Origin of the sequence: Bacillus sp. V3-13 (assembly GCF_002860165.1) — a bacterium.
GTDB lineage: Bacteria > Bacillota > Bacilli > Bacillales > Cytobacillaceae > Bacillus_BJ.
Window position 1 is genome coordinate 1 of sequence record NZ_PGUZ01000011.1, and the last position, 18470, is coordinate 18470.

The 18470-nt window shown below is 42.7% G+C and carries 12 protein-coding genes and 2 pseudogenes; 11 read left to right on the forward strand and 3 right to left on the reverse strand.

Annotated features, from left to right (window positions below; genetic code table 11):
* Nucleotides 1-179 precede the first annotated feature (179 nt).
* Nucleotides 180-2483, forward strand: a complete 2304-nt coding sequence (locus CU633_RS04275; RefSeq protein WP_101658494.1) for a glycoside hydrolase domain-containing protein — start codon at nt 180-182, stop codon at nt 2481-2483.
* 87 nt (nt 2484-2570) lie between these two features.
* On the opposite strand, the gene CU633_RS04280 is transcribed toward CU633_RS04275, so the two are convergent.
* Nucleotides 2571-3110 (reverse strand): hypothetical protein, encoded by a 540-nt coding sequence (locus CU633_RS04280; RefSeq protein WP_101658495.1) that lies wholly within the window; start codon nt 3108-3110, stop codon nt 2571-2573.
* A gap of 194 nt (nt 3111-3304) precedes the next feature.
* Between CU633_RS04280 and CU633_RS04285 the strand changes: the two genes are divergently transcribed.
* Nucleotides 3305-3904, forward strand: coding sequence for a hypothetical protein (locus tag CU633_RS04285; protein WP_101658496.1), 600 nt, complete (start codon nt 3305-3307; stop codon nt 3902-3904).
* A 236-nt stretch (nt 3905-4140) separates the two neighbouring features.
* Here the strand turns inward: CU633_RS04285 and CU633_RS04290 are convergent, their stop codons facing one another.
* The gene (locus tag CU633_RS04290) at nt 4141-4893 is read right to left on the reverse strand and encodes a metallophosphoesterase family protein (protein ID WP_101658497.1); all 753 of its coding nucleotides are present in this window, start codon (nt 4891-4893) and stop codon (nt 4141-4143) included.
* Nucleotides 4894-5066: 173 nt separating this feature from the next.
* Here CU633_RS04290 and CU633_RS04295 point away from each other — a divergent pair, with 173 nt between their 5' ends.
* The 6 genes and pseudogenes from CU633_RS04295 (at nt 5067) to CU633_RS04325 (ending at nt 9699) form a co-directional block, all read left to right on the forward strand.
* Entirely contained in the window at nt 5067-6737 is a 1671-nt protein-coding gene (locus CU633_RS04295; RefSeq protein WP_180954856.1) for an IS1634 family transposase, read from the forward strand.
* 495 nt (nt 6738-7232) lie between these two features.
* Nucleotides 7233-7505 carry a hypothetical protein gene (locus CU633_RS04305; RefSeq protein ID WP_101658500.1) on the forward strand — a complete coding sequence of 91 codons (273 nt, stop codon included), beginning with the start codon at nt 7233-7235 and terminating at the stop codon, nt 7503-7505.
* A gap of 575 nt (nt 7506-8080) precedes the next feature.
* Nucleotides 8081-8275: pseudogene (locus tag CU633_RS04310) on the forward strand (hypothetical protein); the annotation flags it as partial.
* A gap of 325 nt (nt 8276-8600) precedes the next feature.
* Entirely contained in the window at nt 8601-9026 is a 426-nt protein-coding gene (locus tag CU633_RS04315; RefSeq protein WP_101658501.1) for a MarR family winged helix-turn-helix transcriptional regulator, read from the forward strand.
* A pseudogene (locus CU633_RS04320) lies at nt 9010-9359 on the forward strand (DUF3147 family protein). Before CU633_RS04315 ends, CU633_RS04320 begins: the two are co-directional and overlap by 17 nt.
* Nucleotides 9360-9444: 85 nt before the next feature.
* Nucleotides 9445-9699 carry a terminase gpP N-terminus-related DNA-binding protein gene (locus CU633_RS04325; RefSeq protein ID WP_101658502.1) on the forward strand — a complete coding sequence of 85 codons (255 nt, stop codon included), beginning with the start codon at nt 9445-9447 and terminating at the stop codon, nt 9697-9699.
* Nucleotides 9700-9764: 65 nt separating this feature from the next.
* On the opposite strand, the gene CU633_RS04330 is transcribed toward CU633_RS04325, so the two are convergent.
* The gene (locus CU633_RS04330; RefSeq protein WP_101658503.1) at nt 9765-10970 is read right to left on the reverse strand and encodes an MFS transporter; all 1206 of its coding nucleotides are present in this window, start codon (nt 10968-10970) and stop codon (nt 9765-9767) included.
* Nucleotides 10971-11330: 360 nt separating this feature from the next.
* Between CU633_RS04330 and nirB (CU633_RS04335) the strand changes: the two genes are divergently transcribed.
* The 3 genes from nirB (CU633_RS04335) (at nt 11331) to nirB (CU633_RS04345) (ending at nt 18468) form a co-directional block, all read left to right on the forward strand.
* The gene (gene nirB / locus CU633_RS04335; protein ID WP_101658504.1) at nt 11331-13685 is read left to right on the forward strand and encodes a nitrite reductase large subunit NirB; all 2355 of its coding nucleotides are present in this window, start codon (nt 11331-11333) and stop codon (nt 13683-13685) included.
* A gap of 80 nt (nt 13686-13765) precedes the next feature.
* Nucleotides 13766-15901: an assimilatory nitrate reductase catalytic subunit NasC gene (gene nasC, locus CU633_RS04340; RefSeq protein WP_101658505.1), complete on the forward strand. Its 2136-nt coding sequence runs from the start codon at nt 13766-13768 to the stop codon at nt 15899-15901.
* Between the two features lie 152 nt (nt 15902-16053).
* Entirely contained in the window at nt 16054-18468 is a 2415-nt protein-coding gene (gene nirB, locus CU633_RS04345) for a nitrite reductase large subunit NirB (protein ID WP_101658506.1), read from the forward strand.
* Nucleotides 18469-18470 lie beyond the last annotated feature (2 nt).

An 18470-nucleotide genomic window follows, 5' to 3' on the forward strand; every position in this document is an offset into this window, starting at 1 on the left:
GTGCATTATGAAAGTGTTCATGGATATGAGCACAAACTACCGGATTTCCTCTAAACAAAAAAGTACCGGGCATGGTTTTCGCCCGGTTTTTCTTATTAATTGTCAGTTAATAATAACTTGGGGACATCCCCAAAGTTACCGTGAATAAGGTCAAACTAAAAAAGAAGGAAGGTTTGAACATGGATTCAATGGTCTTAATGGTTCAAGAATGGGTCAACGACACATATGGAGGGCGAAGCGGTTATCAGCCAGCTCCGGAAAACGGAAAAACAGGATGGTCAACCGTATATGCTCTAACCCGTGCTCTACAAATTGAATTGGGAATTGGAACACCAGCCGACAATTTTGGACCTGGCACAAGTGCTGCATATAAGAGTTGGGGCGAAATGGAATTAGGTTCAGTTCCGGAAGATGAGCAAGGGAAAAATATTGTTCAAATTTTACAAGGTGCTTGTTACTGTAAAGGGTATGATCCAGGCGGCTTTACTGGTTTATTTGATGAAGACTTGAAAAATGCTGTCATTCGACTGCAAACCCATGCAGGATTGCCCGTTCGCGACGGAAAAGTATATGATTACGTATTTAAAGCGTTTTTGACCATGGATGCTTATGTCCTAACGATAGGCGGCGATCCTAGAATTCGAGAAATGCAGCAGGATTTGAATAACAAATATTATACAACTTCCGGTGTGCAGCCATGCGACGGCCATTATCAAAGAGGTACAAATAAAGCGTTAATCTATGGAATTCAAACAGAGGAAGGGATTGCACCGCACCTTCAAACAGGCAGCGTTGGACCGACGACCAGGGATAGGTTGCCGACATTAAGTTCAGGCAGTAGCGGTAACTTTGTTAAGTTATTCCAATATGCTCTGTATGTTAATGGCTTTGATCCTGGAGCATTCGACGGGTATTACGGCAGTACAGTGAAACAAGCTGTACTGAGTTTTCAAAGTTTTTGCATGTTGCCTGCTGATGGTGTTGCTGGAAAGCAAACATGGCTTTCAGCGTTAGTGAGTACAGGAGATTCAACAAGAAAAGGGACGGCTTGTGATTGTGTAACAATGATTACCCCTGCGCGGGCAGAAGCATTAAAAGCGGAAGGGTATCAAACAGTGGGACGGTACTTAACCAATGTTCCTAATTCCTCGTTAAATAAAAAAATTCAACCGGGTGAGCTGCAGAACATTTTTAATGCTGGATTGACAGTTTTCCCAATTTATCAAACAATAGGGAGCTATTTAGAGTATTTCTCTATAGAACAAGGTCGTATTGACGCTGAAGCCGCCTTGACTGCTGCTAGGGAGTATGGCTTTTTAAAGGGTGCGACGATTTATTTTGCTGTAGATTTTGACGTTCTTGGTCATGAAATAACCCAGAATATTATTCCTTACTTTATTGGGGTAAACGAGAGAATGAGTAATTTAGGGAGCATTTATAAAATTGGGGTTTATGGTCCAAGAGCTGTTTGTATCCGAGTCTCTGAAGAGGGGTTGGCTACAACAAGTTTTGTGAGCGGTATGTCTACTGGATATAGTGGTAACCTTGGTTATCCCCTTCCTGAGAATTGGGCTTTTGATCAAATTTCCACTATCACTATTGGTTCAGGAGATGGACACATCGAAATTGACAATAATATCAAGTCCGGTAGATATAATGGGGAAAGCACAGTAGACCCTCTTGTCGAATACCCTTCCGTACCAGACATGGCGAATCATGTATTTTTTGATCTAGTTGATGAAATATATGATATTGCGTTTACTCATTCAGGTGGAGATATTCCACAAGCAAATAAGCTTGTATGTCAATATCTAAGAGCAAAGAGTTATTATGGAAGCCTATGGAATATGACAGCGGGTTCTTTGGATACAGAATTTATCAATAAGGTTGATAGTCAGTTAAATAATCCAACCATTAATGAAATTTACGATCCAAAATATACGGTAGAGATGGATATTCCACATTTAGCAGCCACCCTGAATAGCATTTTACATCACGGGACGATCAATCAGGCACTTGTGGATTTTGCCGGTTGGGCCGGAGATTTAATTGACGCTGCTGGGGGATCTGCGACGGCAGAAGGTTTTGATTCAGCGTATGGCGCAGCATTATTTCTAATCGGACATCTTGATGACCGTGTCACCAGGTTTTCAATGGCGGATTTTATAGCGGATGTTGATGCGGTGAACCTCGGAAATATGCTTATCAATATCCCACAGCCAATAAATGATCTATTGCGATATTACTATGAAGATAGATATGCAGTAAGGTTTAGTCTGTTCTTCGAAAGTCGATTTTCGGGTGATCCTAATCTAGTGCAATCTCAAAGCACGTACTTACTAACATCTGATGAGGCGGGTATACTGGAGATGCGAGGGCTTTTCATGGCTCGCTTCGATACCCCTGGTTATTCGATTGAGCAAGGAGAAGAAGTCGCCAGGGCCTTCAAGGATATTCTTGTTCAGCTAGTAAACGAAGAATAGGACGTTCAGTTCAATATAAAGGCAAGTGCCCAGAAAGGTTAACCGTCACGTGAGGTTAACCTTTCTGCTTTGACTTTAGTGTTGAGTCTAATCGCGATGGTATTGCACTTCGATCGTTTTAAAATCAGTCTCAAGCCTATAATCAAAAGCATAATGTATGATTAATGTATGGGGTGACACCCATTCTAATTCATAGGCTCCTTCTGAAAAGGGTTTATATCCCCGATCGGTATCAAAGCTCGTTAAAGCTGTCATAAACAAACCAGAATTTGATAGTTGGTAAAGTTTCACATACCCTTTTTCAATAACCACAAATTTTTCGTTGCGATCGGGTGAAAAGAAAGTGGTGTATTCTGTTTCTGTTAATAGTTCTGGTACGCTAGTCAGTGATATAAAAAATAATCCAATCCCTATAGCAATCCATTTCATCCCTCTATCTTTTAACAAATACACAGCTGAAATAACGGCTGCAATAATTAGCAAGATGCTTATTATATGATGACTAACCCCACTAGATGGTGGCCCAAGTTGAACGTAAATACCCTTTGCATCCAAAACCAATAATATCAGCAGAAGTATCATGCTGCTGCCAAGACTGATGGTGGCAATCTTATTATTTTTGCTCATTTCATCTAAGTCCGCCCTTTCATCTGAAAACGTATACGCCCAAAGTATACCATAGTTAAATTTAAAACATGGTGAGAACTCTTGTAGAGGTTTTGAAAGAGAAATATAATGGACATGTAAAACACTAAAAGAAAGCCATCATTCATTTTTAGAAAAATATGGGTCATGGTTTCAGTTAAAGGGAGGACTGTTTTTTGAAAGTCATCAAAATCGGATTGGTCGGTATTTTGGCGGCCGGATTGTTGACGGCATGTAAAGCAAATGACGTGGAACCTGTTGTGGAAACGGATAAAAAGCCAGCTGCGGTTGAAAATGAAACTGTCGAATTTTCCCCAGAAGCAAAAGAATGGATTGCCGAAATGTCAGCGGAGTTTAATCGAGCGCCGGAGGAAAGTTTTGATGAGCTAGAACAAGAAGATATTGGGTTTGTTTATTATACAAAGGCCAATTCTCTCTACAAAAATATGCAACATTATATTCATGACAAAAATGAAAGTTATGATGAAGATTTTGCCAACTTGCGAATACTTGCTGCTGAAATAAGGCATATTCAATTTGAACGAACCGCCCATATCGATGATACGGGAAAAGAAATGGCCAATCTTGAATATGCGGAGGACTGGAAGCCGATGCCTGCAGGTATGGAAACGGCATTTCAATATATGAACCAACTACTCAACGATTTGGACGTTGCTGTTAATAAGGACGGTAAAGAGGCGACTTTTGGGGTGTCGCATATAATGGATGGCAACAAGGTTGATGAATTAGAATCGTTTATAAGACATGACAGCTGATACGGTATAAAAGCGCCTTTCTTTGGATAGGTGCTTTCTTTTCGTCTGATGACGTTTAATAAATCTGAAAGATAGAATTAGAAACGGTTTGGTTTTATATATTCCATAATACGATTACATAATACGTAATTATAAGTCTGACCACAGGTTTAGATAGACATACGCCTGATATTCACTCTCGGAGATGTAACACCGGAGGGGTTCTCTGATGAACGCCCCGGTATCTTTTTTTTCATTTAAACACATAAAGACGCTCCCGTCTTTTTATGAATCGCAATCGTCTGCATGATGTCGCCGTCTTCGCTGACTTTCAAGGCGTTCAACTGACGACCGAATACGCAGCCGCCGTCGATGCCGATTTTATCTCCATGGTCACTCATCCAAATCGAGCAGTCGCTTTTGTCATCCCGGATGAGCCCCGTTGGGGTGTGGCCGAAAAAGACGCGTTTCGGGGCCTGCTTCTTCGAATAAATAAACGGATTGCGGATCTCGTTCATGCATCGCTCATCGTCCCGCCAGTCCTGGATATTTAAGTTGATTCCGGCATGGACGAAGATGCAGTTCTCGGTTTCATGCACCATCGGCAGCCTAGCCAAGAAGTGGAGCTCCTTAATGAATAAATGCCGGATGTGCTGGCCGCGCTGTTTGCGGCTGTCCCGTTTGCACTTCTGGACGTTCTCGGGATCATAGCCATAGAACGACCGGACCGTTTCTTCGTGGCTTGGCATGTAGTAAAATCCAAGTTCTTCTTCCGGAGTATCCAAAAGCCACGCCGTAAACGACTCGTCGTGATTGCCTTTTAGGACAACGACGCGGTCAGGGGCGACCTCTTTCAATTCGCGCAGCGTCTGGACGACATTGAGAGAGTCGGGGCCACGGTCGATCAAATCACCTAAGACGATCAGTGTTTCGTTTTCTTTATCCCAGTGAGAAAGGGCGTCCATCATTTCAGCATGGCAGCCGTGAATATCACTTATCACATAATACATAGGTATCACTCCTTTTTTATTTTGTTTTACATAAACCTGCTTAGATTAAGTAATAGTATCCCATCTTCCGCATGTCAATAAATGACGAAATTTGAATTGAATTGTCTCTTAAAAGGAATCCCATATCAGTCTGGCGAATCCTTCAGAATAACCTTCTGAATGGAGTGGTCTTTGTGTCCCATCTCATCGAAAATGTCCAGGTAATCAATGCCCGTGCGTCTTCTGTCATTGCCCATTTTTGTGATTCCTTAAAGGTGGTCGAACATATAAATGACCGGGTTTCATTGGATTCGCAGCGGGCTGAAATGTCCCCGGGGGAAGCGATCAAAGCACTTGTCATCAACTTGCTGGTAAAAAGAGAACCCCTGTATCGTGTCCGTGAATTTTACGAAACGATGGATATTCAAAATTTATTCGGTAAAGCATGGAAGGCCGATGATTTCAACGATGATCGGCTGGGAAGGGCTCTGGAAAAGCTGGCCAAAAGTGACCTTCCCGGTATCTATTATGCCATTGCCCGGGAAGCCCTGGAGAAAGAAGGAATCCTTCTTGATCAGGCCCATTTTGATACGACCAGCCTTCCCGTCCAGGGAATCTATGAAACGGCCGGTTCTGAAGAATCCCCACTAAAGATCGAATTCGGACATAGTAAGGACCGGCGCCCGGATTTGAAACAGCTGATGTTCGGGCTCGGCAGCGTGGAAGGTATCCCGTTATTTGCCGACGTCATGAACGGGAACACCTCCGATAAAACCTGGAATGGGACCATGGCGCTCCGCATCAAAGACCTGCTTCCGAAAGAGGCCTTGCACTCGATGGTGACCATTGCCGATTCGGCGATGGTCACGGAAGAAAACCTGAAAATCTTCGGCGACCGCCCGTTTATCAGCCGTTTCCCCGAGAATTTCAAGCTATGCAAAATCCTCAAAAAGCAAGCCTTTGAGAATGAAGCAGACTGGGTACAGGTTGGCAAATTGGCAGACAAAAAGAATGCTGCCTCCTACCGGATTCAGGGCATAAGTACGGAGTTGTACGGCCGGAACTATCGATTTGCCGTCGTCCATTCATCCGCTTTGGATCAGCGCAAACAAAAAAAGATTGACCGGCAGGTCGAGAGCGAACAAGCCAAAGCAGAGAAGTCCATCAAAGACTGGAGCAGCGTGGAGTACCATTGCCAGGAGGACGCTGCCGCCTATTTGGATGAATGCCTAAACACGCCGCTCAAGTATCATCAGATAACCGGTCAAGTCATACGAAGAGAACGAATAAAAAGGCGGCCAGGGCGGCCATCCAAAACCGAAACGGCACCTGTTCAAACCTTTTATATCTGTGAGTTCAGCCTCATCAAGGACGATGCCCGGATCCAAAACGAACGGGAAAGGGAAAGCACGTTTGTCCTCATAAGCAACCTGAGCCGGGATAAAGAACCTGGAAGCCTCGGCCTTCTTCGCAGGTACAAGGCTCAGATCGATGTCGAGAACCTCTTTCGCGCCTTGAAGCATCCATACTTTGTCCATGGCGTCTTCCTGAAAAATGAGGCCAGGGTACTCGGTTTATGTTACGTACTTGTGATCGGGCTACTCCTTTACGCCCTGTTACAGCGCAGGATCCGGGTGAAGATTGCCGAAGAGAAAACACCGTTGCGCCTTTATGGAAAAGATTTTTATAGCCCGACGGGTAAAACTATCCTGGAACAGTTTGACTATGTCAACGTGATCGAATACAGGGATCCGGTCACCGGCGAAAAGAAAACCGTGGCGAATATTCCCGAAACAACCCGATTGATACTGATATGGCTGGGACTCGACGAGACCATCTACCTGGATAGAAGGAATACGGGATAATCAGTTTATGTCGAGAAGGGTTGTCGAAGGAAATCGAGGGGAAGCCCGCAAAGGATTCCCTTATTAAGGCATGTTTCATTCGCTGTTCAGGCTCCATAACAAGTAAAAACTTGTCATTTTTCTATCTCATTTTACGATCAAATAGTGATTAGCGGAAGATGGGATAGAACTAAGAAATACAAATTCATTATCGATGTTTATTAAGCAAAGCTATGATAAAAACAAAAAAATATTTATTGTTAATGGTAGAGAAGATTTTATCGTTAACTATTCTCTTATAATGATGTCTGAAACTCTCAAAATTAAAGAGCCTTTTATCAATATGTCGGAAACCTTAAATAGGTTCAAGAACAATGAAGGGGGTTTTAACACTACTGTAAACGATAAATCATCATCTTCATTAGCAATAACATTATATGGGTTATTGCTGTCTGCCAAATTGATAATGGAGGAAAAGGTTAAGGAAAATTAGTAAATGAGAGAGGTGCTGAAATCATGGGTATTAAAAATCCCTCGGAAAAATGGAAAGAAATCCGTTCAAAGGGTTTTAAAAAGTATTTTTGGACTAGGTTTCCTTTTTTATTTTTCCCTTTAGTCATTTATTATATAATTACTGAAGAAATTCCTTCAACATATACTTATAGTCAAATTGAAGACATTGGAAGGATTTTATATTTTGCTCTACTTCAAGCAGGTATTAGCGCTTTTTTGATTTCTCTGAACTGGAAAATTAGGGAGCGTATGTTTTTATCTTCTAAAACTAAATAACACCCACATTCGGCAGGTGCCCATCTATTTTTTAAAAAAGATTTTTCCTCTTCCCCTCGAAGTCTTTCTTATCCAAATGAAAAGCGAGGAAAAATCAGATGGCATAAACTGATCAGATTTTGACCCTTTGGCTGGGCCGTCCCAGTTGATTTCAGCGATTTGTGATGAAACAGGGTTTGAAAAAGTCCTTAATGAACAATTAGACTGGGACAAAGATCGCTACCACTTGTCGCCAAGGACCCGTTTAAGTGTATATGGCCATCACAAAGTGCCATGTCTGCCATATTTCAGAGCCACTTCGGACAGATTTAAGAGCCACCTCTGCCATAGCGAGAGCCACCACAGAATTGTTTAACGGACTAGACGTGCACTTTACGTGGAGAGGCGGGCATGATAGCATTGTTAGCTTAGCCAGCCCCATAAACGCTGGCTTTTTGGCTGGGAATCCATGCCCGTAGAGGCTCCATGTAAAGTGACTCTGGCACTACTGACTATTTGCAGAACCCGCTTTTATTGATGGCTCTTACGTTGGCACTAATGGTTCTCAACTTTGGCATTAATGGCTCTGAGTCATGGCAATATACAATCACAATGCATCAACCGGTTTTACAGACGGTGAGCAATTCGGATACGGAGCGGAAATTGGCATTAGTACACAAAAGCTGCATGTGCGTGGACCAATGGGCCTCCGGGCAATCCCTACGTCAAAATCGATTGTACGTGGAACAGGACAAGTAATCACCAATTTTTCGGGTAGGACCCAGCAGTGATGCGTGGAGCAAACGATAAGACTATAGAATAAATGAAATATTAGGTCATAATATAGTCATAATATAATAGAAATTAACGTCTGCATTGATCCAGAAAGGATTGATGCTTTTTTTGCTTGAAAATTTTTACAAAATACCAAACTAAGCACGGAATGATTTTTTAAGTGCCCTGGCTTTTGATAGAATCTCATTTTATTCTGCTATATTTTGGATTAAGGTATTTGTAAGTTCCTTAACGGTTAGGTTAGTTCAAAGAGATTGCGTTTTACTTAATTATATCGTAATATGAGATATATTCTTAACATACGATATATGGAGGGGGATTATGTTAAAAGAAATCAACGAATTAAATCAACTTTGGACAGATATTTACTATCACTTACGTTTTAATCACCAAGAAAAAATAACTCATCAAAGTATAAGGATTCTGCAAGTTATCCAAAAAGAGAATGAAGTAGGGATAAAAGAAGTTGCTAAAGCTATTCAAGTCTCTCAAAACACTGCTTCAGAACATATTAAACGCTTGATAGAAAAAAAATACTTAGTTAAAACCCGTAGCATCAAAGATGAGCGAAAGATAAATCTAAGCCTTACTGACTTGGGAGGCGAGGTATTACATCGCCATTCCAGTCTCGATGAAGAAAAACTTAAAAAACTTCTATTTGAGATGATGAGTAATGACGAAAGACGAAAAATTTTAGAGGCATTTGCATTAATGAAGGAGAGAGCAACTAATGTTTCCAATCATTAAAATTATTGTTTCAGCTATTATTATTGGGCTTATCACACAAATTTCACAAAGGTATCCTACTCAGGGAGGGATCATTGCGGCTTTACCCATTGTTAGCGTTTTAAGCATTATATGGCTATATGTACAGGGTGAACATATGGAGAAAATAAGTGAGTTTGCTTTAGGTGTAGTTTGGGGCATTCCCTCGACTGTCATTATGTTACTAATAATAGGAATTACACTAAAGAATTCTATTCATTTATTTCTTCAATAGGTCTGGGAATATTAGGATGGTTTTTATTTTTATTTATGCAAGATTTAATAATAAAACATTTAGTTAACTATATAGATTGAACTTAAGTTTTTCTTCATAATTTGGAAGGGTTTTTTTACATCAGACGTCGAATAAAGAATTATCATGAATGGGCGGTGATGTGTAATGAAATCTACTATTGACGAATTGCAGGATGTTGAAAATAGGATTAAATCTGAAAAAAGTCATCGCATGTATGAACGCTGCCAGGCGATTCGCCTGCATCTGATGGGGAATACTCCCCACCAAATCGCTACCATTCTCAAGCGCACACATAAAACAATCTCCACGTATATCCGTCCTATCAAGAAAACAGTGACAGGTCCGAAACGCATTGTCCAGGCGGAGGAAATAATGAGCGGCGAGGACTTCTCCGTTTAGCCAAAAACAGGTACTTGGATGTTACTAGCCAGGGGGGAGAGCCCAAACCTAAAAAATGATGAGTCTTATATTTTCACAGCTTCACGTCTGGCATTCCAATTTTTTCTCCAGGCTATGCTGGCAAACAACAGTACACCGAAGGCAATGAGAGCGAATGCCGCAAAGGTAATAAAACCGGCAGCGTAAGTTCCCGTCGCTCCTTTTACCAGCCCTAATAGAGTTGGAAGAAAGAAACCGCCGATCCCCCCTGCAGCCCCAATAATGCCCGTTAGCATCCCCATTTCCTTTTGAAACCGTTGCGGTACTAATTGAAATACAGCGCCATTTCCCATACCAAGACACATCATACCGATGAAAAGCAGGATTGTAACAAGCGTAAATGGAGGGAACTGGCTCACTCCCAGCATTGTGAGAGAAACTCCAATAAATAAATAGGAAAGAATCCTTACTCCGCCGATTCGATCCGCAATTAATCCGCCAACGGGACGAAAGAAGCTGCCTGCAGCCACGCATAAAGTAACGAAATCACCGGCTTCCACTTTTGACAGGCCATATTCATCGACAAAGAAAATGCTCAGAAAGCTCGATAACCCGACGAATCCCCCAAATGTTACTCCGTAGAGAAGGCAGAACAACCAGGTATCTTTATGGCTGAACGCTTTTAAATAGTTGACCAAGGGCTGTGGTTTCGGCTGCGTTGGCGCATCTTTAGCCATAAAGATAAAGACAATCAAAACGATTGTTAACGGGACAAGTGCCAAACCCATGACTGCGTGCCAGCCAAAGTTTTCAGCCAAACGGGGTCCGAATAAGGTGGCAAAAAGGGTTCCGCTGTTGCCTGCTCCGGCTATTCCATTTGCAACACCCTGCAAGTGCGGAGGATACCAGCGGCTGGCCATCGGCAGTGCAACGGCAAAACTTGCACCTGCTATCCCCAGTAAAATACCAATTGCATATAATTCGGTTAACGTCTTTCCCGCCAAGAGACCCCATAGAAGAGGTACTGTTGTAATGGACATTCCAATAATACCCGTTTTCTTTGGACCAATACGGTCGGTTAAGATTCCAAGGATAATTCGAAAAAGAGAGCCCGCCAGGATAGGGATGGCAACGATGAATCCTTTTTCAGCCGGTGAAAGGCCAAAATCCTGTGAGATGTAAACCCCCAGAGCACCAAGTAACACCCAAATCATAAAGCTCACATCGAAATACAAAAAGGACGAAATAAGTGTTTTTGGATGCCCGCTGGTCTTTAGTTCAGACAACTTCATTTCTAATTCCCCTTTCATTTTTTAACTGGGAAAGCTTCATTTCCTTATTTGAAAATAGATAGCTAACCCGGTTTCAAGCAATTAGTGCCATTATAAAAGAGGAGAATGACGATTGAAAGTCTTATGTAAGGAAATCTAACATAGGAAAGTTGTTAATAGTATTTTGGTAAACCGCCAATTTTATGCGGTTAAAATTTCCATTTAGCATCATTGGAACAAGCAAATCATTTCGAAACGGGCAGGTTTTAAAAAAAGTATGTAAGGTTTTATTACACACTTTATTTCAAATCTGTTCTTTTATGCGATAATACGCAACAGCATTGACAACAACCATATTTATTCACTTCTGGGGGTTTTAAAATGGATAAACAAAGATTGGTGTTGATTGGGAATGGAATGGCGGGTGTTCACTGCATTGAAGAAATTATCAAGGTTGACGCCAATAAATTTGAGATTACCATCATTGGAAGTGAACCATACGGAAACTATAATCGGATTATGTTGTCTTCTGTTTTGCAGGGGGATACAAAAATAACCGAGATTATGCTGCATGAGAAAGACTGGTATAAACAGAAAGGGATCAAACTGTTTATTGGAGAAACGGTAAAGAAATTGGATATTGACAAACAGATCATAAGAACAGATAAAGGCAGGGAGATCCCTTTTGATCAATTAATTTTAGCAACAGGTTCCACGCCATTTATTCTGCCTATTCCCGGTGTGGAAAAAGAAGGGGTCTATACATTTCGAACGATACAGGATTGCCAAAAAATTATGGAAGCAGCCAGGCGATCTAAAAAAGCGGCCGTCATCGGTGGAGGCCTTCTTGGCCTGGAAGCAGCAAAAGGGTTACAGAATCTCGGCTTGCAGGTTCACGTGATTCATAAATCCTCCCTGTTAATGGAAAGGCAGCTGGATGCAACCGCCTCGAAAATGCTGCGAAAAGAACTGGAACGGCAAGGCATGAAATTTCTTTTGGCAAAGGAAACAAAAGAGATTATTGGCGATCTGGATGCGAAAGAGATTTTGTTTTCAGATGGTACAAAGGTGGATGCCGAAATGATTGTCATAGCTGCCGGCGTTCAGCCAAACTGTCAATTGGCAAGGGATAGTGGAATTCTGACGAACCGGGGAATCCTCGTCAATGAATTTATGCAAACAAACATTCCTAATATTTATGCCGTTGGAGAATGTGCCGAACACGAAGGCGTTGTTTATGGCTTGGTTAAGCCCCTGTATGAACAAGGGGCAGAGCTGGCAAAGCATATTTGTGGTGTTCCCGGAGATGGATACGTTGGCTCTGTGTTGTCAACTCAATTGAAAATATCCGGAGTGAACGTATTTTCCATCGGGAAGCTGGCCGAAGACCGCCATTCAAAAGCCATCACTGTTTTTAACGATGTAGACGGGATTTATAAGAAAATGATTTTTCAGGAAAATAGATTGGTTGGGTCTGTGTTGTACGGTGACATAAAGGAAGCGCCAAGATTGCTGGATATCATTCGCAAGAAAAAAGATATTGCATCGGTAGAAAAAGGAATTCTCCTTTCACCGGCCATAGCCGGAGAGGATCCGATTGCTTCCTTGAAGCCGTCAGAAATGATCTGTAATTGCAATGGTGTTTCTAAAGGGGCCATTATCGAAGCTGTTATCAGTAAGGGTTTATCAACGGTCGAGCAAATAAAGCAATGTACAAAGGCCTCAGGTGCGTGCGGAAGCTGTAAACCCCTCATTTCCGAGCTGTTAGCTTATACCATGAGCGATGATTTTGATGAATTTGTCGAAACAAGCCCTTTATGCCGATGTACGTCATTGACCGAGGACGAAGTTGTCTGCCAAATGCAAAAGCAAAACCTTACTTCAGCTGAAGAGATTATGGCTAAATTGGGTTGGACCAGCCTGAAGGGATGCCCTAAATGCCTGCCTGCTTTACAGTATTACCTGAGAATGGTTTACCCGCACCGTGAAGTTCATGAAGATAACCTTATAGAAATGGCGACGCTAAACGGAATCAGCCATAGTGACGGAACATTTTCCGTTACTCCGCAAATGTATGGTGGAGTAACCAACCCAAAGCAATTAAGGAAAATAGCAGATGTGATGGAGAAATATCAAATAGCGAAAGCGGCATTAACCAGTGAACAGCGAATACAGCTCATCGGGATATCAAGAGAGGATCTTGAAGGAATTAAAAAAGAGCTGGATATGCATTTAGGCGAAACCAATAGCCCATTAACCCATACGGTAAAAACAACTATAAATGAAAGCAATTGTGGCTGCGGGAAACACGATTCCCTCGAAATAGCAGCCCGACTCGATAGAATAACAGAATGCTTACAAACACCCTATCGAATAAGGGTAGGAGTTTCCCCTTGTATACACGGTGAAGCTGGCTCTGCAAGCAAGGATATCGGAGTTATCGCCATTGACGGGCGATGGGAAATTTATGTCGGCGGCAGCGATGAACGAAGGGTCCGCGCGGGTGACCTTTTGTATGTTGTGACCTCACCTGAAGAAGTAATTGAACTGTCCGGGGCATTTATCCAGTATTACAGGGAAACGGCGAATTATTTAGAGCGGACGTGGGAATGGATTGAAAGGGTGGGGTTAATTCATATCAGAGAGGTCTTATTTGATTCCTATTTCCGAGGTCAATTACTTAACCGTCTTAAGGAGGATTCTTCAAACCGACAAACAATTTTGGAAACCAGATAAACAGCTTTTCCCGCATTAAACGGGCAGAATGATCCGCAAAAATTCTTGTTATTGTACATTGTCAAAGGGGGATGGAAATCTTGACAGAATTACTATTAAAGTATTTCAGGGATAAACAGCAAAAAGGACAATCAGAAAAAGTGTATCCTACGCAGTGCCCTTTTTGCAGTATGCAATGTAAACTGCAGCTGATTGAAGAATCCAATCCAACGCGAAAAAAATATACTTCGATAGGCACGGATAATCCTGCTTCAAAAGGGAGGCTGTGTGTAAAGGGGCAAAATTCTTACCAGCATGCCATCCACAAAGACCGTATTCTTTACCCTTTCTTGAAAATTGACGGAGAGTTCCAGCGCATATCCTGGGAAAGGGCTTTGTCCCTGATTAAAGATAACTTTAAAAGAATACAAAGGGAGGATGGCAAGGATGCACTTGCAGTTTATGGCAGTGCTTCCATTACGAACGAAGAAGCCTATTTACTCGGTAAATTTGCACGCGTGGCATTAAATACAAAACATATTGATTATAACGGGCGCCTCTGTATGTCTGCAGCTGCATCCGCTGCTGCCCAGACATTCGGAATGGATCGCGGCTTCACAAATAGCCTTTCAGAGATTCCGCATTCACGTGTCCATATTTTGGCGGGCACCAATATCGCGGAATGCCAGCCGACGATCATGCAGTATTTTGAAAAAGCAAAGGATAATGGTTCTTACATCATCGTGATTGACCCGCGCGAAACACCAACTGCAAAAATCGCTGACTTGCATTTGAAAATAAGACCAGGGATGGATGCAGCCTTGGCAAATGGATTTTTGAAAGTAATCATGGAAGAGGGCCTCCTGGATGAACAATTTATTGAGAAGTGGTCAACAGGGTTTGAAGAGGTGAAAGAGTATGTTTCTTCTTTACAGTTGGACCAGATCGCTGATCTTACGGGTGTACCTGCGGAGCAAATCAGAACGGCTGCCAGAAAATTCGGTGAAGAAGAGTCGGGCATGATTTTTACTGCCAGAGGAGTTGAGCAGCAGACAGATGGATCCGCATCTGTACGGAATTATTTAAATATTCTTATTGCTACCGGAAAGATCGGCAAGCCCTGCTCAGGATACGGAGCGATTACGGGTCAGGGAAATGGCCAGGGCGCGAGAGAACACGGACAAAAGGCAGATCAGCTGCCTGGATACCGGTCCATCGAGAATAAGGAACATCGGCAATATATTGCAGACGTTTGGGGAATTGATGCAGCCGACCTGCCAGGAAAGGGTGTGTCTGCATTCGAGATGATGGATAAAATCGACAAGGGGGAGATAACGGGGATGCTGCTGATGTGTTCGAACCCGGTTGTCTCCAATCCTAACGCTAAATTTGTCCAGGAAGCTTTAAAAAAATTAAAGTTTCTTGTCGCCGTGGATTTGTTTCTTTCTGAAACGGCACAATTGGCTGATTTAGTTTTACCTGCGTCGTCTTTTCTCGAGGATGAGGGGACGATGACCAATTTGGAAGGCCGGGTGACGCTCAGGGAAGCAAGCCGCCCTTGCCCCGGAGAGGTGAAGCATGATTGGCAAATTATATGCGAGATCGCAAAAGTGCTTGGAAAAGGCCCGTTTTTTTCTTACTCAAATGCAGAGGAAATCTTTAATGAATTGAGATTGGCCAGTAAAGGGGGAATAGCCGATTATTACGGCATCACCTACAGCCGGCTGCGGCAGGAGGGAGGTATAGTATGGCCTTGCCCTGATGCTGAACATAAAGGGACGATGAGGTTATTTGAATCAGGTTTCGCTCATCCTGACAAAAAAGCACGAATGATGGCGGTTTATAACGATCCGGCTGTGCCAAAAGAAAAGCCAAATGACGATTTTCCGTTGTACTTAACGAATGGCAGAGTGATATCACATTACTTGACGGGAGTCCAAACAAGAAAAAGTGCGGCACTAGTCGCCAGGAATTTTGAATCCTATCTCGAAATCCATCCGAAAACTGCAAAAAAATATAAAATTGAAGATCAAGTTTTAATTAAAGTAGAATCAAGACGAGGAAGTGTTGTTGTTAGAAGCAAATGGTCAGAAGCAATTCGGCAGGATACAGTATTTATACCGATTCATTGGGCCGATTTTCAAAATGTAAACCAATTAATTTCAGGGGATTTGGATCCGGCCTGTAAAATGCCGGGCTTCAAAGTAAGTGCAGTCAGAGTGAGCCCGATCACTTAGAAATAAAACTCTTTTTTATTTCAAAGAAAAGCATGACCTGCTTAGGTTCGTGCTTTTTTTTGAAAAAACCATGTCAGATTTTCTAACGTATTTCCGTTACTTTTATTAAAAATGTGTTATCTTTTTAGAAACTTTCTAAGGAGGAGCTTCGATTGCAGAAAAAAAAGCTAATTCTTGTAGGCAACGGTATGGCTGGAGTAAAGGCCATCGAAGAGATATTAAAAATATCAAAAGATGAATTCGAGATCACGATCTTTGGCAGTGAACCGCACCCGAATTATAACAGGATCCTGCTTTCGAAGGTTTTACAGGGAGATACGAATGTGGTGGATATTACCCTAAATGATTGGGATTGGTACAGAGAGAATAATATCCAATTATATACGGGGGAAACCGTTGAGAAAATTGAAGCTGAAGCAAAAACCGTTTATACCGATTCGGGGCGCATTGAATACTATGATGAATTAATCATAGCCACAGGCTCTCTGCCTTTTATGCTTCCAATTCCAGGGGCCGATAAAAGGGGCGTGACCGCTTTTCGGGACATAAAGGATACAGATATTATGCTCGAGGCTTCCAGAAACTATAAAAAGGCAGCCGTCATAGGCGGCGGATTGCTGGGCCTGGAGGCAGCCCGGGGGCTGTTGAATTTAGGGATGGACGTTACGGTGATCCATCTTGCACCCTATTTGATGGAACGCCAGTTAGACCCAACTGCCGGAAAGCTTCTGCAAAAGGAATTGGAAAAGCAAGGAATGAAATTTTTGCTTGAAAAACAGACAGAGGCCATTATTGGCAATGGACGTGCGGAGGGATTAAGGTTTAAAGACGGTACCGCGCTTGAAGCGGATCTCGTTGTGATGGCGGTAGGCATTATTCCAAATGTGCAGCTTGCCAGGGAAAGCGGCCTTTCGGTAAACCGTGGTATTGTCGTTAATGATTATTTGCAAAGCAGTACGCCACATATTTACGCAGTTGGGGAATGTGCGGAGCATCGCGGAATTCCTTATGGGCTCGTAGCTCCCTTATATGAGCAGGCAAAGGTATTGGCCAAAAAACTTTGCGGGGTGAAAACGAATCCGTATGAAGGGTCCGTTTTATCTACCCAATTAAAAGTATCAGGTGTCGAAGTGTTCTCAGCCGGAGATTTTACAGAGGATGACACGAAAACTTCGATCAAGGTTTTTGATGAACATGAAGGTGTATATAAAAAGATCGTCTTAAGGGGAAATCAAATTGTCGGCGCCGTTTTATTCGGGGACAGCAGCGAAGGCAATCGGCTATTTTCCATGATCCGTAAGCAAACCGACATAACCGGAATTTCCAAGATCACACTCCTCCAGCCTGCAGGCGAACAAGCAGAAGGCAGCCTGGTGGCTTCTCTCGCGGCCGATGACATTATCTGCGGCTGCAACGGCGTTTCAAAAGGAGCCATCGTCCAAGCCATTCATGAGAAAGGCTGTTCATCAGTGGATGAAGTCAAGGCCTGCACAAGTGCGTCCCGCTCCTGTGGTGGCTGCAAACCGCTTGTCGCTGAATTGCTGCAGCATACCCTGGGAACCGATTTCGCTGCCAAAGAGATGAAAGAAGCCATTTGCGGCTGTACGGATTTATCAAGGGAAGAGGTTGTAGAAGAAATCAGGGCAAAAGGGCTGAACCATGTGAAAGAGGTCATGAATGTTCTTGGCTGGTCAAACGATGAGGGGTGCTCAAAATGCCGTCCTGCTTTAAACTACTATCTGGGAATGGTGAATCCACTTCAATATGAGGATGAAAGAGAATCCAAATATGTAAATGAGCGCATGCATGCCAACATTCAAAAAGACGGGACATACTCAGTTGTTCCGAGAATGTACGGGGGAGTTACCAATTCAAATGACTTAAGGAAAATTGCCGATGTCGTCGATAAATATAACATTCCCCTTGTTAAAGTAACCGGTGGACAACGGATAGACTTATTGGGCGTCAAAAAGGAGGATGTGCCCAAGGTTTGGAAGGATCTCGATATGCCATCCGGATTCGCTTATGGCAAGTCTCTTCGAACGGTTAAGACATGTGTCGGGGAGCAGTATTGCCGCTTCGGTACTCAGGATTCCATTTCTTTGGGAATTGCATTGGAGAAAAAATTCGAGGGTCTTTCCACTCCGCACAAAGTAAAAATGGGAGTCTCGGCATGTCCGCGGAATTGTGCAGAATCAGGGATTAAAGACCTTGGGTTTGTTGGAATTGACGGCGGCTGGGAAATTTACGCCGGCGGAAATGGCGGAACACATCTCCGGGCTGCAGACTTATTATATAAAGTGAAAACGGCAGAAGAAGTCATTGAAATTACCGGAGCCTATTTACAATATTATCGGGAAACAGCCAATTATCTGGAACGGACATCCGCATGGATTGAGCGCCTTGGTTTAACTCACATTCGCGAAGTACTTGATGATCCAGAAAACCGCAGGGCTCTGAATAAACGAATGGATGAAGCCTTGTCGATTTACAAAGACCCATGGAAGGAACTTGTTGAGGACCAAAAAACAACTAAGAAGTTGTTCGAAATGATACAAATGTCCTGAGA